Source organism: Mesorhizobium sp. WSM3868 (assembly GCF_002294785.1).
Classification (GTDB): Bacteria; Pseudomonadota; Alphaproteobacteria; order Rhizobiales; family Rhizobiaceae; genus Mesorhizobium.
The window spans coordinates 17,281-44,004 of the sequence record NZ_NSGB01000008.1; the positions used below are offsets into that span (position 1 = coordinate 17,281).

The 26,724-nt window shown below is 64.7% G+C and carries 23 protein-coding genes and 1 pseudogene; 13 read left to right on the plus strand and 11 right to left on the minus strand.

The window, feature by feature from the left end; genetic code table 11:
- Window positions 1–26: 26 nt before the first annotated feature.
- Entirely contained in the window at window positions 27–920 is an 894-nt protein-coding gene (locus CK221_RS14695) for a LysR substrate-binding domain-containing protein (protein WP_179295134.1), read from the plus strand.
- Between the two features lie 33 nt (window positions 921–953).
- On the opposite strand, the gene CK221_RS14700 is transcribed toward CK221_RS14695, so the two are convergent.
- Window positions 954–1,142: a hypothetical protein gene (locus tag CK221_RS14700; protein ID WP_067322650.1), complete on the minus strand. Its 189-nt coding sequence runs from the start codon at window positions 1,140–1,142 to the stop codon at window positions 954–956.
- Window positions 1,143–1,536: 394 nt separating this feature from the next.
- Here CK221_RS14700 and CK221_RS14705 point away from each other — a divergent pair, with 394 nt between their 5' ends.
- On the plus strand, window positions 1,537–3,846 hold the full coding sequence (locus CK221_RS14705) for a cation:proton antiporter (protein ID WP_245430644.1): 2,310 nt from the start codon (window positions 1,537–1,539) through the stop codon (window positions 3,844–3,846).
- Between the two features lie 42 nt (window positions 3,847–3,888).
- On the opposite strand, the gene CK221_RS14710 is transcribed toward CK221_RS14705, so the two are convergent.
- Both CK221_RS14710 and CK221_RS14715 read right to left on the minus strand, forming a co-directional pair.
- Window positions 3,889–4,524 (minus strand): ankyrin repeat domain-containing protein, encoded by a 636-nt coding sequence (locus CK221_RS14710; RefSeq protein WP_095778388.1) that lies wholly within the window; start codon window positions 4,522–4,524, stop codon window positions 3,889–3,891.
- A 269-nt stretch (window positions 4,525–4,793) separates the two neighbouring features.
- Entirely contained in the window at window positions 4,794–6,005 is a 1,212-nt protein-coding gene (locus CK221_RS14715) for an MFS transporter (protein WP_095778232.1), read from the minus strand.
- Window positions 6,006–6,332: 327 nt separating this feature from the next.
- Here CK221_RS14715 and CK221_RS14720 point away from each other — a divergent pair.
- Window positions 6,333–6,749 (plus strand): annotated as a pseudogene (locus tag CK221_RS14720) (VOC family protein); the annotation flags it as partial.
- Window positions 6,750–7,072: 323 nt separating this feature from the next.
- Here the strand turns inward: CK221_RS14720 and CK221_RS14725 are convergent.
- The 5 genes from CK221_RS14725 to CK221_RS14745 form a co-directional block, all read right to left on the minus strand.
- Window positions 7,073–7,966 carry a carbohydrate ABC transporter permease gene (locus tag CK221_RS14725; RefSeq protein WP_067001185.1) on the minus strand — a complete coding sequence of 298 codons (894 nt, stop codon included), beginning with the start codon at window positions 7,964–7,966 and terminating at the stop codon, window positions 7,073–7,075.
- Window position 7,967: 1 nt separating this feature from the next.
- On the minus strand, window positions 7,968–8,906 hold the full coding sequence (locus CK221_RS14730) for a sugar ABC transporter permease (RefSeq protein WP_067001186.1): 939 nt from the start codon (window positions 8,904–8,906) through the stop codon (window positions 7,968–7,970).
- A gap of 107 nt (window positions 8,907–9,013) precedes the next feature.
- A complete protein-coding gene (locus tag CK221_RS14735; protein ID WP_095778233.1) occupies window positions 9,014–10,339 on the minus strand; it encodes an ABC transporter substrate-binding protein in 1,326 nt (441 codons plus the stop codon).
- Between the two features lie 36 nt (window positions 10,340–10,375).
- Entirely contained in the window at window positions 10,376–11,455 is a 1,080-nt protein-coding gene (gene ugpC / locus CK221_RS14740; protein ID WP_067001190.1) for a sn-glycerol-3-phosphate ABC transporter ATP-binding protein UgpC, read from the minus strand.
- A 465-nt stretch (window positions 11,456–11,920) separates the two neighbouring features.
- Window positions 11,921–12,520 carry a DUF922 domain-containing protein gene (locus CK221_RS14745; RefSeq protein ID WP_095778234.1) on the minus strand — a complete coding sequence of 200 codons (600 nt, stop codon included), beginning with the start codon at window positions 12,518–12,520 and terminating at the stop codon, window positions 11,921–11,923.
- Between the two features lie 172 nt (window positions 12,521–12,692).
- On the opposite strand from CK221_RS14745, the gene CK221_RS14750 reads away from it, so the two are divergent.
- The 5 genes from CK221_RS14750 (at window position 12,693) to CK221_RS14770 (ending at window position 17,944) form a co-directional block, all read left to right on the plus strand.
- On the plus strand, window positions 12,693–12,926 hold the full coding sequence (locus CK221_RS14750; RefSeq protein WP_067001193.1) for a hypothetical protein: 234 nt from the start codon (window positions 12,693–12,695) through the stop codon (window positions 12,924–12,926).
- A 315-nt stretch (window positions 12,927–13,241) separates the two neighbouring features.
- A complete protein-coding gene (locus tag CK221_RS14755; RefSeq protein ID WP_095778235.1) occupies window positions 13,242–14,336 on the plus strand; it encodes an NAD(P)/FAD-dependent oxidoreductase in 1,095 nt (364 codons plus the stop codon).
- Window positions 14,337–14,580: 244 nt separating this feature from the next.
- Window positions 14,581–15,210, plus strand: a complete 630-nt coding sequence (locus tag CK221_RS14760; RefSeq protein WP_095778236.1) for a glutathione S-transferase family protein — start codon at window positions 14,581–14,583, stop codon at window positions 15,208–15,210.
- 143 nt (window positions 15,211–15,353) lie between these two features.
- Window positions 15,354–16,397, plus strand: coding sequence for a hypothetical protein (locus tag CK221_RS14765; RefSeq protein ID WP_143749040.1), 1,044 nt, complete (start codon window positions 15,354–15,356; stop codon window positions 16,395–16,397).
- A complete protein-coding gene (locus tag CK221_RS14770; protein ID WP_095778238.1) occupies window positions 16,388–17,944 on the plus strand; it encodes a CoF synthetase in 1,557 nt (518 codons plus the stop codon). Before CK221_RS14765 ends, CK221_RS14770 begins: the two co-directional genes overlap by 10 nt.
- A gap of 132 nt (window positions 17,945–18,076) precedes the next feature.
- On the opposite strand, the gene CK221_RS14775 is transcribed toward CK221_RS14770, so the two are convergent.
- The gene (locus CK221_RS14775) at window positions 18,077–19,033 is read right to left on the minus strand and encodes an arginine deiminase family protein (protein WP_095778239.1); all 957 of its coding nucleotides are present in this window, start codon (window positions 19,031–19,033) and stop codon (window positions 18,077–18,079) included.
- Window positions 19,034–19,252: 219 nt separating this feature from the next.
- Between CK221_RS14775 and CK221_RS14780 the strand changes: the two genes are divergently transcribed.
- A complete protein-coding gene (locus CK221_RS14780; RefSeq protein WP_095778240.1) occupies window positions 19,253–19,480 on the plus strand; it encodes a hypothetical protein in 228 nt (75 codons plus the stop codon).
- Between the two features lie 57 nt (window positions 19,481–19,537).
- Here the strand turns inward: CK221_RS14780 and CK221_RS14785 are convergent, their stop codons facing one another.
- Window positions 19,538–20,545: an aldo/keto reductase gene (locus CK221_RS14785; RefSeq protein WP_095778241.1), complete on the minus strand. Its 1,008-nt coding sequence runs from the start codon at window positions 20,543–20,545 to the stop codon at window positions 19,538–19,540.
- Window positions 20,546–20,615: 70 nt separating this feature from the next.
- Window positions 20,616–21,113 carry an N-acetyltransferase gene (locus CK221_RS14790; RefSeq protein ID WP_095778242.1) on the minus strand — a complete coding sequence of 166 codons (498 nt, stop codon included), beginning with the start codon at window positions 21,111–21,113 and terminating at the stop codon, window positions 20,616–20,618.
- A 328-nt stretch (window positions 21,114–21,441) separates the two neighbouring features.
- Between CK221_RS14790 and CK221_RS14795 the strand changes: the two genes are divergently transcribed.
- From CK221_RS14795 to CK221_RS14810, 4 genes are all read left to right on the plus strand, one after another.
- Entirely contained in the window at window positions 21,442–21,666 is a 225-nt protein-coding gene (locus CK221_RS14795) for a hypothetical protein (RefSeq protein WP_066998505.1), read from the plus strand.
- A gap of 239 nt (window positions 21,667–21,905) precedes the next feature.
- Window positions 21,906–24,395 (plus strand): DNA ligase D, encoded by a 2,490-nt coding sequence (gene ligD, locus CK221_RS14800; protein WP_095778243.1) that lies wholly within the window; start codon window positions 21,906–21,908, stop codon window positions 24,393–24,395.
- Window positions 24,396–24,678: 283 nt separating this feature from the next.
- Window positions 24,679–25,590, plus strand: a complete 912-nt coding sequence (locus tag CK221_RS14805; protein ID WP_095778244.1) for a Ku protein — start codon at window positions 24,679–24,681, stop codon at window positions 25,588–25,590.
- An 11-nt stretch (window positions 25,591–25,601) separates the two neighbouring features.
- Complete coding sequence (locus CK221_RS14810) at window positions 25,602–26,714, plus strand: tetratricopeptide repeat protein (protein ID WP_095778245.1); 1,113 nt, start codon at window positions 25,602–25,604, stop codon at window positions 26,712–26,714.
- Window positions 26,715–26,724 lie beyond the last annotated feature (10 nt).

The window sequence follows — 26,724 nt, forward strand, 5'->3', positions numbered from 1 at the left end:
TGCTAATCCTATACCGGGAGGACGAGATGCGTTTTTCCGGGCTCAGCGTTCGTCAACTGGAGGCTTTCGAGGCAACGATGGTGGCCGGCTCCGTGTCGGGCGCTGCGATCGCGCTCAACGTCTCGCAGCCGAGCGTCAGCCGGCTGCTGCAGGAGCTGGAGATCGATACCGGCCTCAGCCTGTTCGATCGCTCGCACGGTCGGCTCGTTCCGACCGAGCAGGGCCTGCTGTTCTACGGCGAGGTCGGCAAGACGTTTCATGGCGTGCGCAACCTCATGATGGCGGCGCAGGAGATCAGGGAACTGAAGCGCGGCGTCGTGCGCATCGGCACGCTGGCGGCGATGTCCTTCAACATCGTGCCGGAAGCGATCCAGCAGCTTCGGATGCGCTTTCCGGAGGCAAGGACCACCATCGCGGTGCGCAGCTCGACGGAGATCGTCTCCTCCGTCGCCTCGCGCCTGACCGACGTCGGCCTGGTGGACGCGGGCGTTTCCTTCCTGGATGCCAAATGCGTCGCCACTTTCGAGCGCAATAGCGTCTGTGTCATGGACCAGAAGCATCCGCTCGCCGAGAGCGAGCGGGTCCGGCTGGAAGATTTTTCGCGTTATCCTTTCGTGTCGCTGGGCGAGCTCTATTTCCGCCGCAGCCGCGACGGCGCGAGGCTGCTCGAAGTGACCGCGGTCAACACCGTCGCCGACATTTTCCAGTCATTCTTGGCTTGCGCGCTGGTCAGGGGCGGCCGCTCGCTGGCTGTGGTCGATCCGTTCACTGCGGGCTTCTATTCCGAGTTCGGACTGGCACTCAGGCCAATCCAGTTCGACATTCCGTTTCGCATCTCGATCATCGTCAATGATCGGTCGGCGACGGGGGCGGCGGCCGGCAAGGTCATCGAGGCGATGACCGATCTGATCGGCCGTTAATCAGCATTGCCGGCCGCCGGTCATGGATGCTTCCTATCGCTGAGCGGCTGATATGGGAAACGGCACCACTTCGGCCTCGGGCCGGGCATAGAGGGCGGTCGCGACCGCCTCGATCACAAGGTCGAGCGCCGCAAGCGCCGTGCGGCTTGTCTCGTCGTCGCCGCGCAGATAATGGCAGGCCCTGTCGAGGTGCAGGTGGGCGGCGGCAAAGTCGCTTTTCATTAGCTTCTCCTTATTGCCCCGCCGTGCCGCGACCATGCGTGAGTCGCTTTACCGACAAGCAAAGATGGGCGGCGGCATTTGAATCGAATTGTACGCGACGTCGAAGCTGCTTGAGAGAGGCGGGCGGAGCCGGAACTGCCCGATCCCTCCGCGCCTGTGAGGAAGTTGTCCGGCAGGGTAGAGGAGGCGCTGTCCCACCGGCATCCCAGCCCTTGCAGGCACCTCCATGGCGGTTAAAAGTGACTTGCTTTGGAGATAGGTTGAATCGACGTTGGCCCTCCACGGCGCCCCCTCCGTCCTGCCGGACATCGCCCCCACAACGGGAGAGAGTGGCAGTTCCACCGCCGTGCAACCGATGCATGTGCGAAACCGTTATGGCGAGGATAATCGAGGGGTGCGGCAATTGTCCTTCATGCCCAACCGGCGCCGGCCGGTTTGTCTCGCGCTTGCGGCGGCGGCGCTTGCATCGATGCCGGCCGCCGCCTTCGCCGCCGAAAAAACCGGCATGTCGAGCGAAGGCATCTTCGTTCTCGAAGTCATTTTGCTGCTCGTCGTCGGCCGAGGCATCGGCGAATTGCTGGAGCGCCTCGGCCAGCCGGCGGTGATGGGACAGCTGATCGGCGGCATCCTGCTCGGGCCCTCGCTGCTCGGCTGGCTGTGGCCCGCGGCCGAGCGGCTGGTCTTTGCCGGCGATGCCGCGCAGAAGTCGATGATCAACGCCATCGCCCAGTTCGGCGTGCTGATGCTTCTGCTGCTGACCGGCATGGAGACGGACCTGAGGCTGGTGCGCCGGGTCGGCCGCGCGTGCTTTTCCATCTCCGCCACCGGCGTCGCCGTGCCCTTCGCGCTCGGCTTCGTGGCGGCGCAGTTCATGCCGGCCTCGCTGCTCGCCACCGGCAGCGAGCGCATCGTCTCCGGCCTGTTCCTCGGCACCGCGCTTTCGATCTCCTCGGTCAAGATCGTCGCCATGGTGGTGCGCGAGATGAACTTCATGCGCCGCGACCTCGGCCAGATCATCGTCTCCTCGGCCATCATCGAGGACACGATCGGCTGGGTGATCATCGCCATCACCATCGGCATCGCCACGCATGGCCGCATCGAGCTCGCCAGCCTCGCTTTCACGCTCGCCGGCGTCGCCGCCTTCATGGCCTTTTCCTTCACGCTCGGCCGCCGCATCGTCTTCGACGCCATCCGCTGGACCAACGACACCTTCCGCTCGGAATACGCGGTGGTCACCGTCATCCTCGCCATCATGGGCGGCATGGCGCTGGTCACCGACCTGATCGGCGTGCATACGGTGCTTGGTGCCTTCGTCGCCGGCATATTGGTCGGCGAGTCGCCGATCCTGTCGCGCCACATCGAGGGGCAATTGCGCGGCGTGATCACGGCACTCTTCATGCCGGTGTTCTTCGGCGTCGCCGGTCTCTCGGCCGACCTGACAGTGCTCGTCGATCCCGAGCTTGCACTGCTCACCGTGGCGCTGGTGGCGATCGCCAGCCTCGGCAAGTTCGGCGGCGCCTTCATCGGCGCGGAGGCCGCGGGCATGAGCCGCAGCGAGGGCATCGCCGTCGGCTGCGGCATGAATGCGCGGGGCTCGACCGAGGTCATCGTCGCCTCGATCGGTCTGTCGATCGGCGTGATCTCGCACACGCTTTTCACCATGATCGTCACCATGGCCGTCATCACCACCTTGGCCATGCCGCCGACGCTGCGCTGGGCGCTGGGGCGGCTGCCGATGGGCGAGGCGGAAAAGAAAAGGCTGGAGCGCGAGGAGGTCGACCAGCGCGGCTTCATCACCAATCTGGAGCGGCTGCTGGTGGTGGTCGACGAGGGCGTCGTCGGCCGCTTCGCCGCCTACCTCGCCGGTGTCATCGGAGCCGGCAAGCCGACGACCGTGCTCCGTACAAGCGGCGAAAGCGAAGCCGACCCCGTCGAGGCGGCGCATCTGGACGAGATCGAGAAAGGCGCTGAGCAGGGCCGCGAGGCGGCGAAGGAAGCCGACGAGGAGCCCGCGCATGAAGCCCCCCTCACGCGTCGCACGCATGACGCTCCGCTCTCCGCCGAGGCGGTCGCCAAGGAGGCGCGCAAGGGCTACGGCATGCTGCTCATCGGCCTCGGCCGGGCGGTGACCGCGAAGGGCGGCTTCTCGCGCCGGCTGAACGAGGTCGCCGGCGCTTTCGAGGGCCCGCTCTGCCTGGTGCTGAAGCCGGCCGGCGCCGGCCGGCAGATGCCGCGCCTTGGGCCGGGATCCGGCAGGATCCTGGTGCCGGTCAACGGCACGGCGAATGCACGCCGCGGCGCGGAACTTGCGTTTGCCGTCGCCTCGGTCACCGGCGCGCCGGTCAAGGTCCTCTATGTCGCGCGTCCGGGTCGCGACGAACCGCGCGACACCGTCTCGCATCGCCGCAGGGAGGCTGTGCTGAAGGACATTGTCGCGCTTGCCGACCGTTATGGCGTCGAGATCGAGACTGCCATCCGCTCGAGGGCCGCCGCCGCCGATGCCATTGCCCGTCAGGCGGGCAGGAACGTGGCGCTGATCGTCATGGGCGTGGCGCGGCGGCCGGGCGAGGAGCTCATCTTCGGCGAGACGACGAGCGGCGTGCTGCAACGCTGCCCATGCCCGGTGATGCTGATCTCCGACGCGCGGCTGCGCCGCGACGACGAGGGCAGGGAGGCGCTGCGTTCGGGAACGGGCACGGGCTGAGGGCAGCTTCGGCCTGACGGTTCCAACAGCTGAGGGCGCGCTTCACTTGCCTTCGAAAAAGCGATGGATCGCGGCGTCCAGCTTGCCGATGAGCTCGGCGTTGCGCGTGCTGCCGGCCCAGATCAGCGCATTGAGCCGCATGTCCTTGTTGAGGAAGTTCACCTTGCGGGATTCCAGCAGATATTGCGCGACTTCGAAGTGGCGTCCCTTGATCGCCTCGATGAGCGCGCTGTTGCGTCCCGTCTTGTCGGCGAGATTGACGTCGGCGCCATGCTCGACCAGCAGCTTGACGATAGCGAGATGCCCGTTCGTTGCCGCTTCGATGAGCGGCGTCCTGCCGTAATAGTCGGCGCGGGCGTCGATATCGATCTGCGGATGCTTCAGCAGCGACTGGATGCAGGCGAGGTGACCCCTGGCCGCGGCCAGGCTCAATGGCGTGCTCTTCCATTTGTTTCTGCAGTTCACGTCGACCGCCGGGTGGCCGATCAAGGTTTCGACCACGGCGGTGCGGCCGTTATGCGCCGCAAGGTGCAGGCTTGACCAGCCGTCTTCATCGGTCTGGTTGATATCCGCGCCCGCCGCGAGCTCCGCGCGCGAGGCTTCGGCATCGCCGCTCTCGGCCGCGACCAGCAGACGGGACCAATTCCTTGCTTCTGCGGCTTCCAGGCCTGTGTCCACTGCAATATCCCCGACCGCGGATGGCGCCGGCCCGGCCGGCATTCAGATGCAGCGTCTTTCTCTCGCGGAGAGTTTCACACTCGCCGTCGTCGGGCAATGGATTTCGCGTCGGCGGTGCGGGCAACTCGAGGGGAGATGCCGGCAGGGCAGGTCCGAGCGTGGATCGCCGGCGCCCCATGCGACGGAGAGGGGCGTCGGCGCTTGACGCGCCGCGACCCCCTCTGTCGCCTTCGGCGACATCTCCCCCTCGAGGAGGGAGATTCATCTCGCTATGCCATCTGCAGCCGCTGCCGGCTCGGCTGCGGCGGGAAGGCGATCGCGATGCCGGCGGCGCCCAGGCCGACCAGCGCCGAGCCGATGAACAGCCAGGAATAGCTGGCATAGGCGTCGTAGATCATGCCGCCGGCGAGCGGGCCGAACGACATGCCGAGGCTGGAGAGCATGGTGGCGGCGCCGAACACCGTGCCGATGATGCGCGGCCCGAAATATTCGCGTGCCAGCACCGCATAGAGCGGCATGACGCCGCCGTAGGTGGCGCCGAAGATGACGGCCAGCACGTAGAACTGCTCGAGCCGGCCGACCGCGAGATAGGCGGCGATCACGGCGGCCTGGATGGCAAGGCCGGTGATCAGCACCGGCTTGACCCCCAGCCGGTCGCCGAGCACGCCGTAGAGCAGGCGTCCGCCAAGGCCGGCAAGGCCCTCGACGCTATAGATCGAGACGGCAGCCATCGGCGCAACGCCGCAGGCCATCGCATAGCTGACCATGTGGAAGATCGGCCCCGAATGCGCCGCGCAGCAGGCGAAGAAGGTCATGCCCAGCACCAGAAATTGCGGCGAGCGCAGCGCCTGGCTGACGCTCATGCCGGGGTCGTCGGCGGCACGCGCCGGCATGCCGCCGTCGGCCGCCGCGCCGGCCGCCGGCGGCTGGCGTACCAGGAAGACGGCGGGCAGCAGGAGCACCCAGGCCATGACGCCGATGTCGAACATGGCGATTCGCCAGTCATAGGCCGAGATCAGCCAGCGCGCGAAGGGCGAGATGGTCATCGGCGCCACTCCCATGCCGGCCGAAACCAGCGACACGGCAAGGCTGCGGTTGGTGTCGAACCAGGCGGTGGTGAGCGCGATCATAGGCGCGAAGAACGCGCTGGCCGCCAGCCCGACGATCACGCCGTAGCTGAGCTGGAAGATCAGCAGCGAGTTGGCTCGGCTCGCCACCACCAGCGCCAGCCCGAGCAGCACCGCGCCGGCAAGCACGACGGGGCGGGCACCGACGCGGTCATAGATCGCGCCCCAGGCGAAGCCGCCGACGCCCATCACCAGAAAATTTAGCGTCATGGCGCTGGAAATGCCGGCGCGCGACCAGCCGGTGTCGATCGACATCGGCTCGAGAAAGATCGCCAGCGAGAACATCGCGCCGAGCGCCACACAGGTCATCAGCGCGCCGGCCGCGACGATGACCCAACGATAGGAAGGATTCATGATTTTCTCCCGTGCCCTAAGGCATCCTGTTTGATGCGGCACGGTTTTTCCAGGTCCATCGCGCCGCTTGCGTCCGAAGGACGCCGCGGCGGACACCAATCCTACAATCTGGTTGCATTTTTTATCCGGATTTTTGGGGGATGTTGGCCGATCGCCTTATTCTGGCGTTCCTTCACACCCCCTTCTGTCCTGCCGGACAGTCCGGTAGGACAGAGGGGGGTGCCTCGCGCCGACCCTCTTTAACTGTCAGCAGTCTTCCGCACCCACATTGACCGCGCATCAGGCCCTTCTAGATTGAGCCGCAGCAATCGGGAGGAAGCAAACGCCATGCAACTCTACCGCGGCCGGCTCATCGATCACCTTCATCTGGTAGTGCGCGACGTCAAGGCGAGCCGGCGTTTCTACGGCGCGGTGCTCGAGGTGCTGGGCGTCCCGATCGGCGGCGAGGCCGAGGATTATTTCTGGGCGGACGAACTGTTCGTTTCCAGCGCCGATAGCCGCGCGGCCCAGGGCGTGCTCACCGGCCGTCACCATCTCGCCTTCCAGGCCAAGGACCGCGCCATGGTCGACGCCTTCTACCACGCGGGCCTTGCCGCCGGCGGCAAGGACAACGGCGCCCCGGGCGAGCGTCCCTACCACCCCGGCTACTACGCCGCCTTCCTGCTCGACCCCGACGGCAGCAACATCGAGGCGGTGTTTCATGGCGAGGCGAAGCGTAGTGCGCCGGCGGTGGAGATCAGTTTTTGGCGCGGCGGCGGGCGCCGTTATCTCCCCCACAAGGGGGGAGATAGCGCGACGCACAACCCCCTCGGCTACTTGCTCGCCACCTCGTCGGAGCATCGGGGCTGGGCATCGGCAGGCATGACTTCGAAACCGGCGGCGATGAGTTGCAGCTTCGTTTCCTCGAAATGCCGCTTGGCGCCGCTGTCGATCGCGGCCGGTGCTATCCCGTCACCAATCCGGACGCCATCCGCGTCATCCGCGAGGCGGCCATGCTGGTGCCGATCCGCTAAAATCCATCGATCGGCGGGTGCCTCGTGCAATGGCCATGACCGCCAAAGCGGAAGCTATTCCTTCACCGCGCCCGTCATCGAGGAGACGTAGTGCTCGACGAAGAACGAATAAAGCACCACCACTGGCAGCGAGCCGATCAGCGCGCCTGCCATCAGCGCTCCCCATTCATAGACGTCCGAGCGGACGAGCTCGGTGAGCACGCCGACCGGAACCGTCTTCTTCTCCGACGACTGGATGAAGGTCAGCGCGTAGATGAATTCGTTCCAGGACAGCGTGAAGGCGAAGATGCCGGCAGAGATCAGGCCCGGCACCGACAGCGGCAGCACGATCTTGGTCAGGATCTGCCAGCGGGTGGCGCCGTCGATCAGCGCGCATTCCTCCAATTCGAAGGGGATCGAACGGAAGTAGCCCATCAACAGCCAGGTGCAGAACGGAATCAGGAAGGTCGGGTAGGTGAGGATCAGCGCGAAGGGCGTGTCGTAGAGACCGAGGTTGAACACCATCACCGACAGCGGGATGAACAGGATCGAAGGCGGCACCAGATAGGCGAGGAAGACGGCAAGGCCGACCTGACGGGCGCCTGAGAACCGCAGTCGCTCGATCGCGTAGGCGGCGAGCACCGCAGCCGCCAGCGACAGGAAGGTGGCCGCCGTCGATATGATCACCGTGTTGAGCAGCCAGCCGGGGTAGGAGGTCTCCAGGAGCAAATAGCGTATGTGCTCCAGCGTCGGATGCACGACCCAGAACGGATTGTAGTTCACATAATCGGTCATCTCGACATTGGGCTTAACCGCCGTGATCGTCATCCAGTAGAATGGAAACAGCAGCACGATGAGAAACACCAGCAGCGGCAGATAGACCGTGACCACCCGGCGCGGCAGGCTCTGCAGGTAGCCCATGCCGCCTTCGTCGGTGTCCAGGCGCTCGACTTCTCTGATCGCGGCCATGTCAGTCTCCGCCGCCTTGCTGCCACCTGCGGCGTTGCAGGCCGAAATAGCTGAACAGGATCGCCGCCAGCAGGAAGGGGATCATGGCAACGGCGATTGCCGCGCCTTCGCCGAGCTGGCCGCCGGCAATGCCGCGCTGGAAGGACAATGTCGCCATCAGGTGGGTGGCGTTCACCGGCCCGCCGCGGGTCAGCACATAGATCAGCTGGAAATCGGTGAAGGTGAAGAGCACCGAGAAAGTCATGGTGATGGCGATGATCGGCGTCAAAAGCGGCAGCGTCACATGGCGAAACAACTGCCAGCGGCTGGCGCCGTCGAGCGTGGCGGCTTCGTAGAGCGACTGCGGGATGGTCTGCAGGCCGGCAAGCAGCGTGATGGCGACGAACGGGATGCCGCGCCAGACATTGGCCGCAATGACCGAAGCGCGCGCGTTGGTTGGATCGCCGAGGAAGTTGATGCGGTGGTCGATCAGGCCCATCTGCTGCAGCGCCCAGGACAGGATCGAGAACTGCGAATCGTAGATCCACCAGAAGGCGATGGCCGACAGCACCGTCGGCACCACCCAGGGCAGCAGCACCACCGCGCGGAAGAACGACTTGAAAGGCAGCTTCTCGTTGAGGATGAGAGCCAGCCAGAGGCCGAGCACGAATTTCAGGATCGAAGCGCTGACCGTGTAGAGCACGGTGTTGAAGACCGACAGCCAGAACACGCTGTCGCTCCAGAGATATTCATAGTTCTCGACGCCGATATAGATGCCGGGCCGGCCGATACGCGTGTCGGTGAAGCCAAGCCAGACGCCGAGTCCCAGCGGATAGGTGAGAAAGACCAGGAGCAGCGCCGCCGCCGGCAGCATGAAGCCGAGACCAAGAGTGTTCCGGCTCTCGGCAAGTCGCGAAAGCATCGACGGACGCCGCTGAACGGCAACGGATGGCACGGCCATGGGCGCGAATTCCTCGCAACATGCGGTGGAGTGGTGGTGGCCGCGTGGTCCTTCCGTGCCCCGGAAGATCCCGACGCGGCCACCCTTGCTTCAGGTGCCCGGCAGGATCAGACGCGATAATAGCGGTTGGCGCGCTTTTCGGCCTCTTCCATCGCCTCTTGCGGTGTCGCCTGTCCTGTCACCGCCTTGGCGAACATGTCGACCAGCACATAGTCGGCCATGGTCGCGGCCGAGGCATAGCCGAGCGGCCCGGCATAGCCGTTGGGTCGCAGCGTCGCCGAAGCTTTCGCGTAAGCGGCGTTGTTCGGGTCGGCCTTCCACACCGGATTGTTGTCGAAAGCCTTCAGCGTCTGGCAGCAATAGCCGGCCGACGACGTGATCCAGTCCGACATCTGCGGGTCCTCGAACATGAACTGCAGATAGGCTTTGGCCGCGTTGGGGTAGGGCGTGTAGTTGAAGATGACGGCCGTGGTCACCTGGAACAGCTCGACCGATTTCCCGACCGGACCGATCGGCAGATTGGTGGTGCGGATGTCCTTGGCTATTTCGGCCAGCTTCGGGTCATTGTCCTTGTTGACCTTGGCGGTGTTGTAGGCCGAGATGCCGTTGGCGATCACGCTTATTTCGCCGGCCAGGAAGGCGCGGTTGTTGTTGACGTCGAGCCAGCTTTCCGTGCCGGGGATGAAGGTCTTGTAGAGCTCCTGCGCATACTGGATCGCCTTGAGCGTCTCGGGGCTGTTGATCGTCACCTTGCCGGCTTCGTCGACCATCTGGCCGCCATGGCTCCATAGCAGCCAATGCGCATAGTTGTTGCCGTCGCCGACGCCGTGGCCATGGGTGAACCCGGCGGGATGGCCCTTTGCCTTCAGCGCCTTGCACAGGTCGAGGAAACCCGCCGTGTCCTTCGGGAATTCCGAGAAGCCGGCCTCCTTCACCCAGCTTTCGCGATAGACGATGGCATTGCCGATGGTGGCGAGCGGCAGGCCGAGGAACTTGCCCTCGCGCGTCGCATACTGCTTCGGGCCGTCGTGCCAGCCGCCATACTTCTTGCCGAGATAGTCGCCGAGTTCGGTCACGTCGAGCAGCTTGTCTGGATATTGGTGCGGGTCGTCGAACCAGACGAACATCAGGTCGGGACCGGAGCCGACATTGGCGGCGACGGCCGCCTTGGGCCGGATGTCTTCCCAGCTCTCCTTGTCGACGCGCACCTCCACGCCCGTCGCCTCGGTGAACCGCTTCGTATTCTTCAGCCATTGGTCCTCGTCGCCCTGCACGAAAGGCGACCAGCGCAGCAGCCGGAGCTTGGCGCCTTCCTCCGGCTTGTAGGTGAGGCCCTCCTGGGCGAAGGCGCTCGAGCCGACGAAGCGGCTGCCCAAGGCCCCGGCGGCCGCGCCGGCGGTCGTGCGGATCACGTCGCGTCTGGTGAACTTCATGCTCGTCTCCTCCTGTGGGTTTCCTCGTTGCGTGGTCTATGGCGCCGCTTCGATCCGCTGGCCCGTTTCGCCGTGAAACAGATGAATGGGGCCGGGTTCCACCGACAGCCGGATGGTTTCTCCCGGCGCGAAGGAATGGCGTTCGCGGAAATTGGCGACGATATCCTCTCCGCCGGCCGTCCGGCCGATGATCTGCACTTCCGAGCCGGTCGGCTCGATCACCACCACGGTGACCGGAATGCCGTCCTCGGCCAGCCGCAGATGCTCGGGCCGAACGCCGAGCACGACGGCTTCGCCGTTGCCGATCGCGGGCGGTTTCGACAGAGGCACGGAGACGCCACCCGCGCCCCGGAACGACGACGGCGCGCCGTCATTGGCGAATGTGCCCTTGAGCAGGTTCATGGCCGGCGAGCCGATGAAGCTCGCGACGAAGAGGTTGTTCGGCCGGTCGTAGAGCTCGAGCGGCGGCCCGATCTGCTCGACGAGGCCGTCATGCATAACGACGATCTTGTCGGCCATCGTCATGGCCTCGATCTGGTCGTGCGTGACATAGATCGTCGTCGTCTTCAGCCGCTGGTGCAGTTCCTTGATCTCGGCGCGCATCTGGACCCTGAGCTTGGCGTCAAGGTTGCTGAGCGGCTCGTCGAACAAAAACACCTGCGGATTGCGCACGATCGCCCGGCCCATGGCGACGCGCTGCCGCTGGCCGCCCGAAAGCTGGCGCGGATAACGCGACAGAAGCGGCACCAGCCCGAGGATCTCGGCCGCGCGCTTCACCCCGGCATCGCTCTCCGCCTTGGCCACTCCCTTCAGCATGAGCGAGAACGCCATGTTCTCGGCCACGGTCATGTGCGGATAGAGCGCGTAGTTCTGGAAGACCATGGCCACGTCGCGCTCCTTCGGCGCAACATCGTTGACGACACGGCTGCCGATCGAAATATGGCCGCGGGAGATTTTTTCCAGCCCGGCAATCATCCGCAGAAGCGTCGATTTTCCGCATCCCGACGGCCCGACCAGCGTGACGAACTCGCCGTCTTCTATATCGACGCTGACGCCGTGCAGGATCTGGGTGGCTCCGAACGACTTGTAGACATCGCCAATCGCGACAGACGCCATCGAACTCCTCCCGATGGTCCCTGCGGGTTTCGCGGGGAGCCGTTTCCAATCAAGGTGTGGCTGAAACGGATGCCGGCAAGCATCCACCACTGGCGTCGGCGACGTTTGCCCCAGCTCCCCCCGGGTCACGCGACTGTGAAACGGTAGCGCTACCAAACCCGCCTGTAAAGCTGCGGCGCATGCCCTTAGACTTTCGTCTCAAAGGACAAATGAGCCAGCCTGCCGTGAGCTAAGTCAATCCAGGGCTGTGCCGGATGGCCACTAATCAGGTCGGCGAAGAAGGCTGAATGCGCATTAGCAAGTACTAAGGTGTTTCAACCTGGCCGGGAAAGAGCCGACAGTTCCCGTTTCCGCGCAGACGGGATTGGCAGCTATGCCATTCGAGATGCGGTAATGCTGATAGCAGTGCTTCCGGTGTGGCCCTGCTGCCACCGCGGGAAGGGCGCAGCCGCTCCTTGCCCGTGTTCACCCGCCGATCAGAAACGCCGCAATTAGCTTCTGCAAGTTCCCGCCCGGACCGAACTCGACCTTGTCGAAGTCGCGGCTGGCCCGGCGCTGCGCCTTGGAAAGCTGGTCGAGATAATTCGTCAGCTCCGCCCTGATCTTGGTGCAGCCGGGGTCGTCGGCAACGGTGAGGCCGGTGCTGAAGGCGACGATCTTGTCCACCATGTCGACGATGCCGGCGCCGTGGACCTTCTCGTGTGCGGCGAGGCCGGCGGCAAACGCGTCCCACCGCGCCTGCACGGCGGGGCCAAGTTTTGCGGCGGGCTTGGGCAACGTGTAGGTGATGATCAGCTTCGGGCGAGCGGTCTTCAGCACGCAGGCGCCGCCTTCGGTCTGATAATCGCGCTGCCAGGTCAGCTTGAAGTTGGTCTGCGCGATTGCCCGCCGCCCGTTGCCGGCCGAGTCCCTGCCGATCACAGGGCCTTTCTCGCCGATCGAGACATAGAGCGCCTCCACGCTTTGTCCTGAGATCGCATAGGTCTCGACCTTTTCGCTCGGCTTCCATTGGGCGAGGGCTGGTGAGGAGAGGAGCAGGGCGGAAAGCAGCAAGACGGATTTCATGATGACTCGGCAGAATTCCGGGACGAGCCTCCGTGCATAGCGGTTGTCGGCGCAAGAGCAAAGACGGCGCGGCGCTTTCTCCCGCAAGGCGGAGACAACGCGCCGGCGCCGTCGGAACCCGCTCCACCCGTCCGCCGTTTCCTTGTCATCGTTCCGCCCCAGGGAGACAAGGATGACCCGCAACGAGATCATTTCCGTTCTTGGCCCTGTCGACGAGGCCGTCATCGCCGACGTCGCGCTCACCGGCGCCAGCCTCGAGGAATTGCGCGAGGCCTTCGCCTGGATCGGCGCCGACGAGGCGCTGATGAACGAGGGTCGCGCGATGCCGGGCGCCAGGGTAGCGCGGCTGATCGAGATTCTCGAGCCGCCCGAGGACGAGGCCGAAGCGCCGAGCGGGACGGAGTAGAGCGCGGTCCTGAATCTCGCCTCTCGACGGCCCTCGACGGGGAGATGGCCGCGAAGCCGCCTGAGGGGTCGTCTCACGCAGATCGCCGACTTTGTATTCCTCCGCGCAAACGCGCCGGCACTTCACGCGCAGCGATCCCTCCGTCGCCTTCGGCGACATTTCCCGATAAGGAGCGAGATAAGACTCCGGCGCCTCGCTCGGCCATTCATCCGATTTCGCTCGGTGCACCCTGTCCCGCAAGTCTAGGTGATTCCCCTACTTGCTCCTCCGACACCTCGGGCATAGCTTCTTCCTGCCTTGGGGGAGGGAGCTGCCTTGGATACCAATGTCGTCATTGTCGGCGCGGGACCGGCGGGGCTGGCTGTCGGGGCCTGCCTGAAGCGGGCCGGAGTCGATTTCATCATCCTCGAAAAGGCGAGCGAGCTGGCGCCGGCCTGGCGGCGGCATTACCGGCGGCTGCACCTACACACGGTGAAGTCCTTCTCGTCACTGCCTTTCCTGCCGTTCCCGAAAAGCCACCCACGCTACGTTCCGCGTGAAAAGGTGGTCGCCTATCTCGATGCCTATGCCGCGCGTTTCAGCCTGGAGCCGCGCTCCGGCGTCACGGTGAAATCGATCCGCCGGGCGGGCGAAAAAGTCGTGGTCGAGACCGATGCCGGTCCTTTCAACGCCCGCAAGATCGTGATCGCCACCGGCAACAATGCCGAGCCGATAACGCCGGCCTTTGCCGGCATCGAAACCTTCAAGGGAGAGGTGCTGCACAGCGCCGCCTACACCGAGGCCACGACCTATACGGCCAAGAACGTGCTGGTCGTCGGCATGGGCAACACCGGCGCCGAGATCGCGCTCGATCTTGCCGAGAGCGGCGCGCATCCGACGATCTCGGTGCGCAAGGGCGTCCACATCGTGCCGCGCCAGCTCTTCGGCGTGCCGATCCAGATGGTCGGCATCGCCACCCGGCCGATGCCGCGGGCGCTGAACGACTGGATGTTCCCGAAAATCCTCGACCTTGCGCTGGGCAGGCTGGAGAGATACGGCATCGTCAGGCCGAAGGAAGGCATCCTCAAGCAGATCGACGCCGGCCGCATTCCGGTCATCGATGTCGGCACTGTAGCGGCGATCAAGGCGGGCAGGATCGGCATTCTCCCCGATATCGTCCGCTTCACCGAGGACGGCGCAACATTCGCCGGCGGGCAGGAACAAAACTTCGACGCCGTAATCTTCGCCACCGGCTACCGTCCTGGCTATGACGGCATCCTGCCGGCGGAGCTGCGGCCGGGGAAGAGTGGAGTGAATCCACGGGCGACGGCGCTGGGTGTCTACCTCGTCGGCTTCTACAATCCGGTCACCGGCCTGCTGCGCGAGATCGGCATCGAGGCGCAGGCGGTGGCGAGGGATATTGCGGGGTGAGGCGTGGCGGAACTGCCGATCTCCCCCCTTGAGGGGGAGATGGTCGGAAGACCAGAGGGGGTCGCAGCGCCTTACGCGGTCCGCCGCGAACACGACGCTGGCGGTTTACGGGAGACGACCCCCTCTGTCGCCTTCGGCGACATCTCCCCCTTGCGGGCCCTCAAGGCGGGGAGATCACGCATAAATCGGGTGGCGTCCGCGCATGCCCCATGCGAAGCCAGCCTGGCCAAGGAGGGGCCCAGCCATGCTCACGCTCTACGATTATCTGCCGTCGCAAAATGCCTGGAAGGTTCGTGTCCTGCTCGGCCTGCTCGGCATCGCTTATGAAACCCGCATTGTCTCGATCTTCGAGGGCGAGAGCCGCACGGAAGCCTTCCTGAAACTCAATCCGGCCGGCGCCGTTCCCGTGCTCGCCGTGGAGAATGGTGCGGCGATCGCCGAATCCAACGCCATCCTCGCCTGCGTCGCGGAGGGGACGCCCTACCTGCCGGCGGACAGGCTCGCGCGCGCCAAGGCCATGCAGTGGCTGTTCTTCGAGCAGTACTATGTCGAGCCGGTCATCGGCTCGCTGCGCTTCTGGTCGCTGACCGGGCGGCTGGAGCGCAATCAGCCGCTGGTGGCCGGCAAGCGTGAGGCGGGCGCCCGCGCGCTTGACGCTCTCGAGCGCGGCCTGCAGGACACGCCGTTCCTTGTCGGCGGCTCACTCACCATCGCCGACATCGCCGTCTATGCCTACGGCCATCGCGCCGAGGATTGCGGCTTTTCGCTTGCCGACTATCCGGCGGTCAGCGCCTGGATCGATCGGGTGAGCGGGACGATCGGCTCAGGCTACCCCGTCCATCCCTACAGCATCGACCCGCATTCGGGCGGTTGATGGGCACGAAACGGGGTGCCGCTTGTCAGGCGCTGCCCCGGAATGATGTAGGGTGTTTCAAAAGTATTCATTAGCCATTTGAACTTACCCTCTCGTATTGTTTGTTTGCTATTGCCTGGTCGAAATTGGCGGAGCGCAATAGCGTGCAGGAAGACGACGCGAAGTCATCGGAACAATGGCGGAAGATTGCCCGCTATGCGGTGAGCTGCCCCAGCCCGCACAACACGCAGCCTTTCCGGCTCCGTATCCTAAACGATCGCGAGGCGGAGATCGTGTTCCTGCCGCGGCGTGGACTTTATGTGGCCGACCCGGAGGGCCGCTTCACTTGGCTCACCGCTGGCATCTTTGCCGAGATATGTTCAATCGCAGCGCATGGCCTGGGCTTCGAGCTCGACTGCGCAACCGACTTCTCTCCGATGTACAAGGGTGGCGACACCCAGACGCCCCAGGTCATATCGAGGCTGACGCTGCGCCCGGCGATCGCGCCGATTGCGGATTTCGATCCCCGGCTGATCCTCGACCGCCACACCTCCCGGCTTCCCTATGACGGTCGCGCGATCCCGCAGACGCTGCTTGGCGAGATGCAGGCCGAAGCCCTTCGAACCGGCCATCGCTTCGAGGCGCGCAACGACGCCGAGGCGATCGACTGGGTGATCGAGCTCAATCGCCAGGCGCTTTTCCACGACATGGAGAACGTGCCCATCCGCAAGGAGCTGGTGCGGTGGCTGCGTTTCGGCACGCGCGAGGAAGACATCACCGGCGACGGCCTCTCGGCGCGCTGCCTCGGCTTCTCGGCGTTTCTGCTCAAAAGCTTCTTCACCAGGCCTGGCTTCTGGACCCTGCCCGGCATCAAGAGCCTCGTGGGCCTCATCTACGGCCGCAGCATGAAGGGCGTCGGCACCATCGGCTGGCTGCGCGGTCCTTACGTCACCATGGAAGACTGGTTTCGTGCCGGCACGACCATGTTCCGGCTGTGGCTCATCGTTACTCGCCATGGCTATTACTGGCAGCCTTATGGCTCGGTCATCACCTCAGACGAGGCGTGCACCAACATGATCGGCTATTTCAGGATGCCGGACGAAAAGGGAGGCGCCGACATGGTCTGGCTGCTGCTCCGGCTGGGCAAGAGCCAGCCGCCGCCGCTGAGCTATCGGCTCCCCTACGAGGACATCATCCTATGCGGCTGATCAAGCGGGCGGTACGGCCCTTTTTCCTTGCGCTTGTCGCGCTGGTCAACGTCGTCGAGCGGGCATTCGCGTCTTCGCGGCATGCTTACAAGATATTGCTCATTCCCGGCTTCGAGCGGCTGCGCTGGGGCATCGGCGCGTGGCGCGCCTGGGCGAATTTCTATCATGCCTACAGGCGGGTTCCGGCCTATCGCGACTATATCGACCGGCTCGGCGGCAAGCCCGAGATCATGCTCGATCATGTGACGAAGCCCGACCTCACTTCCATTCCGGAGATGGACAAGGAATCGTACGTCAAGAAGTATTCGCAGGAGGAACGTCTGCTGGATGGCAAGCTGCCGTCGATGGGCGTGATGGTCGACGAGTCCTCCGGCAGCAGTGGCATGCCGACCAGCTGGGTGCGCGGCAAGACCGAGCGGATGATCACCAAGCAGATGATGCAGATGACGTTCCTGCGCATCACCGGCGAGGACGAGACCCTGTTCATCCTCAATGCGTTCGCGCTCGGCGCGTGGGCGACAGGGATGAATGTGGCGATCTCGCTGACCGAGACGACAATCCTGAAATCGACGGGGCCGAACCTCGATAAGATCGTCAACACCATAAACGAGTTCGGGCCGCGCTTCCGCTATGTTGTGATGGGCTATCCGCCGTTCCTGAAGACGCTGGTCGACGACCCGCGTTTGGACTGGTCGAAATATACCATCGATGCGGCCTTCGGCGGCGAAGGCGTCTCGGAGAGCCTCCGTGGCTATCTCTTGAAGAAATTCCGGCGTGTGATCGGCAGCTACGGCGCCTCCGATCTTGAGGTCAACCTGGCGCTCGAAAGCGAACTCACCATCAACCTGCGCCGCGCGCTGCTCGGCGACGAGCGGCTGCGCAAGGCCATCGTGCGGACGGAATACGGCGTCACGCCGATGATCTTCCAGTACAATCCGCTGGCCTACTACCTGGAGGAGAACGCCAAGGGCGAATTGGTGGCAACCATTTCTCGGCCTTACAACATCTCGCCCAAGATCCGCTATAACATCCACGATCGCGGCCACGTGCTGCGCTTCAGCGAGTTGAAGCGCATCCTGCGCGAAGCCGGGCATAGCAGCATTTTGAAGAACAGCGGCCGTATCCTCGACCTGCCGCTTTTGTTCATCTACGGCCGCTCCGATATGTCGATCGAGTATTACGGAGCCAAGGTCACGCCGGACAGCCTGCGAGAGATCCTGTTCGGCCTCGACGTGCTGGCGCCGGTACTGTCGACCTTTCGCCTCATTTCCTACGAAGACGCCGCGCACAACAAGCGCATGGAGGTGGCGGTCGAACTGGTGGAGGGCGCGACGCTGCCGTTTCCCGCCGAGATGTTGCAGGAGACGGTGTTCGAGAAGCTGGCCGCCATGAACGGCGATTTTCTCAACGCCTGGAAGCGGACGGCCACTGCCGACAACATGCCCGAGCTCAGGGTGTTCGCCTTCAACACCGGACCGTTCGAAGGCGGCCAACGCCGACTCAAGAACGAGTACGTCGCCTCGAACATCAAATACGACAAGCTTTGAGAGCCTGGCAGTCGTCGCCGGGCAGCTGTCTCGGCTGCCGGGTTCGTCGAAGCCGCACAGCGGTTTCATCGGAAAAGGACAAAACAGTCGTTGCGAGCCGCGCGATGATTCAAGGTCCGAGCCGCGCCGGCGTCAGCAGTAAAGCGGCCTCGTCAGGCAGTGCACACCGCCGGTGGCCTTGGCGATCTCGGTGCCCTTGACTCGCTCGATGGTCACGCCTGCCGCCTGCTCCAGCGTTGCCTTGAGTTCTGCCGGCATGTCGAACGCGAGGTAGCGGCGGTTGCCCAGCGGCAGGAGGTTGCAGCGTTCATGGGCGATGGCGTCGGCCTTGTCGCAGCGCACGATTGAGCAACCGAGCGCTTCGGCATAGGCGAGCGGATTGACGGGGTTGAGCCGCCGGTTCTCATCGATCAGGAAGCCGGCGCCGAACATGCCCGCGGCGGCCAGGATCACCTTGTTGGGCAGCACGGTGAAGCCGGTGTCGAGATGCAGCAACGCCGGATCGTGCGAGAGGCCGATGATGTAGTCGACATGGTCGGGGATGAGATCGAGCGCAAGTTTGATAGCTGCCGCCTTGGTCGTCCTGACGCCGAAGCCGACGAGCAGCACGCGGCGCTCGTCGAACGTCACCGGAAGGACGTCGCCGCCTTCAAGATATTCGTCGTTCTCCAGATGCGTGAGCGGGGCCATGCCGAGCCGCTTCAGCGCATGGCTGACGATCCCGGCCTCGGCAGCCCGGCTGGGCAGAGCAGGGCGTGTGGGTATGAATTTCGTCGGCGCCCAAGGCAGGGTCACTGAACTGTCGCGCATGAAGATCAGGTTGGGGTTGACGGATGACTCGGATCGGTACGGCACGTGATCGCCGAGCACGTCCTCGAGGTAGAGGGTCTCGACATGGTTTGCGACCAACGCGGCGAAGGCATCGTACTCGGCATAGAATTCCTCGACATGCGGCAGGTCGAGGAAGTTCAATTCGACCAGCCGCTCCTGCGACAGCATCTTCAGCGATGAACCATGCCGCGGATGGTGCATCAGGATGCGTCGCGGCGGGACATGGTACTCGGAAAAATCGTCGACGAGGGCGTGCACGTGAAACCTCTGGTTGCCTCGCGCGAAGGTTAGCGCCGATATCCTCACAAAAAGTTAGATTGGACGCCAGCATGCGGGCGTGTGACTCCCGAGATCATGGCCGACCGCCGGAACAGAAGGCCCGGGAGGGCGTTTGCCCAAGGCAGTGTGCTGTTCCGTCGACGAACGGCGCCGGCAGCGCCGGCCTGTTTTCCAGCAAACCGACAATGGAGGCCAGGAATGGTTCGCACCATCGCTATCGCTATCCTCTCTACCGGCATTGCCAGCCTGCCTGCTGTCGCGGCCGAGGAATGGTGGGTCGCCAGGGACGCCGTTTCGAAACAGTGCGAGATCGTGCCGAAGAAGCCCGACGGAACGCTGGTCGTCGATCTGGGCAAGAAGAGATACGCCAGCGAGGCCGAGGCCAAGAAGGCGATGGCGGCGCTGGCGGATTGCAATAAGCAGTAGGATCGACCGAGCTGATCTCCCCCTTGAGGGCCCCAGAGCGGGGAGATTACCTCACCCCTACCGATCCACCATCGACATCGTCCGCTCGTTATACCGCGGCCCCGATACCTTCTCAGGCGTCAGCGCCATGTCGAGCCCCAACATCTCGGTGGCATCGAGCTTGATGCCGGCGGCGGCGACATTCTCCTCCAGATAAGTCCGTCGCTTGGTGCCGGGGATCGGCACGATGTCGATGCCGAATTCCGGCCCCTTGGCCAGCAGCCAGGCGATCGCCACCTGGCCGGGTTTGACCCCCTTGGCGACGGCGATCTCGCGGACCGTGGCGGCCGCGGCGACATTGGCGTCGAAATTCTCACCCTGGTAGCGCGGGTCGCCGCGCCGGAAATCGCCTTCGGGATAGTCTTCCGCCCGCTTGACGTCGCCGGCGAGAAAACCGCGGCCGAGCGGCGCGAACGGCACCAGGCCGATGCCCAATTCCGCAAGCGCCGGGATGATCTCGGGCTCGAGGTTGCGCTCCCACAGCGAATATTCGCTCTGCAGCGCCGAGACCGGGTGCACGGCATGGGCGCGGCGAATGTTGGAAATTCCCGCCTCCGACAGGCCGAAGAAGCGCACCTTGCCCTCCGCAACCAGCTCGCCGACTGCGCCCGCGACATCCTCCATCGGCACATCAGGATCGACGCGGTGCTGGTAGAGCAGGTCGATGCGGTCGGTCGCGAGCCGCATGAGCGAAGCCTCGACCACGTCGCGGATATGCTCCGGCCGGCTGTCACGCCCGGTGCCATCCTGCTTGCCGTCGACGATGCGGAAGCCGAATTTTGTCGCGATCGTCACCTCGTCGCGCCGGCCCTTCAGCGCGCGTCCAAGCAGCTCCTCGTTGATGAAAGGCCCGTAGACCTCGGCCGTGTCGAGGAAGGTGCAGCCAAGCTCGATCGCCCGGTGGATCGTCGCGATCGACTCCGCTTCATCGGCCGGGCCGTAGGATTGGCTCATACCCATGCAGCCGAGGCCGATGGAAGAGACGACGAGCCCCTGGCTGCCGAGTTTCTTCTTGCCCAGGCTCATCCATCTGTCTCCGGTAAGAAATTAGCAGCCGCGAAACTACAGGCCGGGAGGCGATGCGTCCAGCGCGGCCTCAAGCCATCGGCAGCATCCTGCGCATGATCAGCGAGGCATGGCCGCCGACGCCATGCGCGGCCGGCCGGCGCTCGACCAACTCGAAGCCGTGCTTGCGGTAGAAGGCGATCGCCCGCTCATTGCCCTCGATCACCTCCAGCGCGATGCTTGGAATGCCGGCATGGGCTGCAAGCACCGCGTGCAAGAGGTCGACGGCGAGGCCGCTGCCGAACTCTTCCGGCTCGACATGCAGCCGGTCGAGCATGACATCGCCCCTCTCGTCCATCGCCGCCATCGCATACCCGGCGATCGAGCCGTCGATCCGCTCGGCCACGAACGACATCTTGTTGTCGTCGGCGAGCTCTTCGGCGAGCTTGTCGGGCGCATGTTTTTCGTCGGAGAGCCGGGCCACGGTTTCCTCACCCATGATCGGCGAATAGGTCCGCCGCCAGGATCCTCCCAGCAGCCGCGAGACGGCTGGCAGATCGTTCTTCGTCATCGCCCGGATGTGGGACATGTTGCTTCCCTCGTTGCACTCCAAGATAGGGCGCGGCGCTCGCGACAGCCAATCTCCCCCTCGTTGTGGGGGAGATGCCGGCAGGGCAGAGGTTGGCGCTGTCCCGCCGGCGCATCGTAGTTTTTTGTTCGGAAATCCATAGCAGCAAAGCGGCGGCCCTTATTGGCTCAAACGCCTCGTTCCCTTGCGTGCCTCTCTGGTCTTAGCCTGCCGCCGTCTCCCCCGCTTGACGGGAGATTGGCGCTCCGGTCGCCCCGCCAAATTGACTCGCCCCCCGCTCTCATTCATCCTTAGAGACTGTTCAGCGCCAGCGTGTACAGAGTGAGCCATGGCCAGTCCCGTCGCCAGAGAAAATTCCCGCCGCGCCGCGGTGAAGAAGGCGCTCGACCGCCACAAGGTCTATGTCACCGCGCAGAGCTTTTCCGGCGGCACTTACAGCGCCCGTGTGCTGGTCGACGGTGAAGCCTATTGGGTCGACGAGTTCCGGCTCTCGCAGCTGCGGCAGGGTCTGACGCCGGCCGAGCTGGAATTGACGCCGGCGACCGACGATTGAGTGTAGTGCCTTCGTCATCCCAGGGCGGAGCAGGAGCGAAGCGACGTCGCGGAGACCCTGGGATCCATGCCGTGACGTGGACGCGTCACGACGGTCCAAGTTCTGCTCGGCTGCACTCCGCGGTAAAGATCACCGCATGGATCCTCGGGTCAAGCCCGAGGATGACGACCGCGCGGGCTCGGGGGCGCGAAGGATCGCAGCCCTTGCCACTGTCGGCTACGCGCTTCGGCACCTAACCCATGCCGGCTCCCCAACTCAAAACCTACCGCGCCAAGCGCGAATTCTCCCGCACCCCAGAACCGGCGGGCGGCACGGCAGGCGAAGTCAGCAACCGCTTCGTTATCCACAAGCACCACGCCACCGCCGATCATTACGATCTGCGCCTCGAAGTCGGCGGCGTGCTGAAGAGCTGGGCGGTGCCGCGCGGCCCCTCGCTCAACCCGGCCGACAAGCGCCTCGCGGTCGAGACCGAGGATCACCCGATCGAATATATCGACTTCGAGGGCGTCATCCCCGAGGGCGAGTATGGCGGCGGGCCGATGATCGTCTGGGACACTGGCACCTGGGCGCCGATGGAGGATGTGGACAAAAGCCTGCGCACCGGCGCCTTCAAGTTCCGGCTCGCCGGCCAGAAGCTCAATGGCGGCTGGATGCTGACCCGGCTGAAGCCCAAGCCCGGCGAGGACGAGAACAAGAAGAATTGGCTGCTTTTCAAGGAGCGCGATCTCGCCTCCGACACCGAGCTCGACATTCTCGAAGCGCGGCCGGAAAGCGTCAAGTCGGGCCGGCGCATCGAGGAACTGGCCGCGCCGCCGAAAAAGCCGCAGCGCCTGCCGCCGAAACCTGGCTCGCTGAAACCCGGCGCGCTGCCCGGCGCGGTCAAGGCAGACCCGCCAAGCCGCATCGAGCCGCAGCTCGCCGCGCAGGTGAGCGAGCCGCCCGGTGGCGAGGACACCGGCACGCTCTGGCTGCACGAGATCAAATTCGACGGCTACCGCACCATGGCGCATGTCGTGGACGGGCATGTGCGGCTGATCACCCGTGGCGGCCTCGACTGGACCAAGCGCTACGGCGACCTCTCGCAAGCCTTTTCGCGCCTGCCGGTCAGCCGGGCGATCATCGACGGCGAGATCATGGTGCTGGACGACAAGGGCATCTCGCGCTTCGCGCTGCTGCAGGACGCGCTGGCCCAGGGCGCCGGCTCGAAGCTGCATTTCTACGCCTTCGATCTCCTGCATCTCGATGGCTGGGACCTGCGCAGGGCGCCGCTGCAGAAGCGTAAGGCGCTGCTTGCCGAACTGCTCGCCGGCCAGGCGGCCAACTCCGCCATCCAGTACAGCGACCACGTCGAGGGCGATGGCCGCGGGCTTTACGACCAGGCCTCGGACCTTGGGCTGGAAGGCGTCGTCTCCAAGCGCGCCGATGCCATCTACATGAGCGGCCGCACCAAGAGCTGGACCAAAGTCAAGGCGCAAAAGACGGATGATTTCGTCATCGCCGGCTACACCGTCTCCGACCGGGCGGAAGGGCTTGCGGCGCTCGGCATGGCCGAGTTCGTCGACGGCGAATTGCACTATCGCGGCAAGGTCGGCACCGGCTTCGACCGCGACATGGCGACCGACCTGCTGACCCGGCTGGAGCGGCTGACCGCCGGCGCCACGCCGCCCGAAGGCGTGCCGCGCGAGATCATGCGCGAGATGCATTGGGTGAAGCCGCTGCTGTCGGCACGCGTCCGCTATTCGAACCGCACCGCCGACAATGCGATCCGCCACGGCGTCTTCCGCGGCCTGCGCGATGTCGGCGGCCTGACGACGCCGGTTGCGGTCAAGCGCAAGCGGCTGATCGCCGAGTCCGACCTCGCCACCATCTGGGTCACCAATCCGGAGCGGCGGCTGTTCGGCAAGACCGGGCCGACCAAGCTCGACATTGCCGTCTATTACGCGCTGGTCGGCGATTTCATGCTGCCGCACATCATCGGCCGCCCGGTGTCGCTGGTGCGCTGCCCGACGGGACGGCCGCAGGACTGCTTCTTCCAGCGCCACGCCTTCACCGGCATGCCGCCCTCGGTGGCGGTGTTCGAGAGCATCAGTTCGGAAGGCGAGACCAAGACCTACCTCTCGGTCGAGGACGCCAAGGGCTATCTGGCGCTGGCGCAGTTCGGCGTCGTCGAGTTCCACACCTGGGGCACGCAGCGCACCAAGCTCGACAGGCCCGACCAGATCGTCTTCGACCTCGACCCGGGCGAGGGGATTTCCTGGCGCGAGGTGGTCGAGGCGACCGTCCACATCAAGGGCGGGTTGGAGAGCCTCGGCCTGGTGCCGTTTGCAAAGACCTCCGGCGGCAAGGGCATCCACATCACCGTGCCGGTGACGCGCAAGCAGAACTGGAAGAAACTGCACCAGGCCTCGAGCACCATTTCCACTTTGCTCGCGGCAAGCGCGCCCGACACTTTCGTCACAGTCATGGGCAAGGAAAACCGCAAGAAGCGCATTTTCATCGACTTCCACCGGAACGCCCGCGGCCACACCTCCGCCGCTCCCTATTCGCTGCGCGCCCGCACCAACCTGCCGGCCTCAACCCCGATGAGCTGGACCGATCTGGAGGCGATCGACGCGCCCGAGGATCTGAACTACGCCTCGCTGCCGGGACTGTTGGAGACCTCGGGCGATCCATGGGCGGAGATCGACGAGGCCGCCAGGGATCTGCCGTCCCATTTCTCGTCATCCTAGGGTGCGTCGCTTCGCTCCTTGCTAGACTTTCGCCCAGTCCCAAGCCCAATCCATCTCCATCGACGCTTCCTACAATTTGAATTATCCTTCGCGCCAACCGGCCCAAGAACACTTCGTCAGCAATTTGCATGTACCATCAAGGGTCGGTGTAGGATTTCCGGAGCGCCAACCGTCCTTCGGACGAAGCGCCGGGAGCATGATCGCGAAAAGTCGGACCGGTGTTCGGCTAAAATCATGCTTCCAAAAAAGTAACTGTCAGTGCATGGCCGCGTAGGAGTTCATCATGGCGCCCAGGGCAAGTTGGAAAGGTTACCTCAAGCTCAGCCTCGTCAGCTGTCCGGTCCGGCTTTATCCGGCCACCAGCGCGAGCGAGCGCATCTCGTTCAACCAGTTGCACAAGAAGACCCACAACCGCATCAACATGAAGCCGGTCGATCCCGAACTCGGCCTGGTCGAACGCTCGGACCTGGTCAGGGGCTACGAGTATGAGGACAAGCAGTACATCATCATCGATGATGCCGATCTCGACGCGGTCCGGATCGAATCCAACCACACGATGAACATCGAGGCCTTCGTCGACGAGAATGAGGTCGACGTCATCTACCAGGACTCGCCCTATTACCTTGCCCCGGACGGCGCCATGGCCGAGGAGACCTTCGCGGTGCTGCGGGAAGCGATGCGCAAATCCGGCAAGCTGGCGATCGCCCGCCTGGTCCTTTCCAGCCGCGAGCGCGTGGTGACGATCGGCCCGCGCGAGAACGGCATGTTCGTCTGCACCTTGAGGAACCCCAACGAAGTGCGCGGCACGGCTGAATATTTCGGCAACATCCCGGCCGGCAAGCCGGATCCGGAAATGCTCGATCTCGCCCAGGCGCTGATCAAGCAGAAGGAAACTCATTTCGATCCGAAGAATTACGAGGATCGCTACGAAGTGGCGCTGATGGGGATGATCCGCGAGAAGCTCAAAGGCCACAAGCCGATCATCGCGGCGGCGCCCGAACGCGGCAATGTCATCAACCTGATGGATGCGCTGAAAGCGAGCCTGTCGCAGTCGGCCAAGCCGCCGGCCAAGTCGAAGAGCAAGGCCGAGGAGGCGCCGGCCAAGCCCGCCAAGAAGGCGGCCGCCGGCGGCGGCGCGCCTGAGAACCCGCTGAAAGCGAACCTGTTGAAAGCCGTCGGCAAGAGCAAGAAGTGACGGGAGGGCCGGTGATCCTCCCCGGCGCCGTGTTCGGCGCCGTCGGCCCGCTGGCCGCGTTTCCGCTCAGGCTCGCCGCGCGCGAGGTCGAGCGCCGCCATGCCGAATTGAGGCGCGGCGTCACCCGTCGCACCACCCATGTCGTGTTCGGCCGCACGCTGCTGGCCAAGGCGGCCACGGCAAGAACGGGCGATGCCGACATCGAGCGCCGCGTTCAGGCCGAGCGCGAAGCCGGGCGCGAATTGGTCAGCGAAAACGGCTTCCTGCGCTTGCTCGGTCTGTTGAAGGCGCCTCAGGCGTCGTCGCTGTCCCGGCAGTCGCTGATCGACCAGTCGCGGCTTGCCGCCAGCGATCTCGACATGCTGTCGCTGTTCGACGCCTTCGAACATGACGGCGAACCCTATTCATTCCGCGACCTGATCCTGGCCAGAAAATATGCCGGGCTGATCGCCAGCGGCGCGACGTGGGGCGCGATCGCGCGTTCGGTGCATCGCTCCGGACCGGTCGCCTCGCTCACTGCCAAGTCGCTCAATCTCGGTTCGCAGCATGGCCGGCCGGACGCGATCTATCTCGACGAGGGCCGCAGCGAGCTCGACGGCCAGCTTCTGTTCGACCTCGGCTCACCGGAAGACGACACGCTGGAGGAGCTGTTCGCCGAGGCGGAAGCCGCGGAAGAGGAGGGGCGGCACGACGAGGCCGCAACGCTCTACCAGCGCTGCATGGCGATCGATCCGAAAGATGCCATCGCCGCCTTCAATCGCGCCAATTGCCTGCGCGGCGCCGGCCGCGCAGCGGAAGCCGCGCATGATTATGCCCGCGCGATAAAGCTCGATCCAGGCTTCGTCGAAGCCTGGTTCAACCTCGCCGGCTTGGTGGGCGACGAAGGCAAGGTCGCCTCGGCGCGGCGGCACCTGCAGAAGGCGATCGCGCTCGACAAGGCCTATGCCGACCCGGTTTTCAATCTGGCCCGGCTGGAGTTCGACGCCGGCAATCTGGCCGAAGCCCGCCGGCTGTGGGCGCGCTATCTGGAGCTCGACGCGGAGTCCGAATGGGCAAGATTGGCGCAGAAGGGAATCCAGTTCGTGGATTTGCACATGGCCGGTGAGCGAGATGTTCGCGCTTGAGACGGAGTGC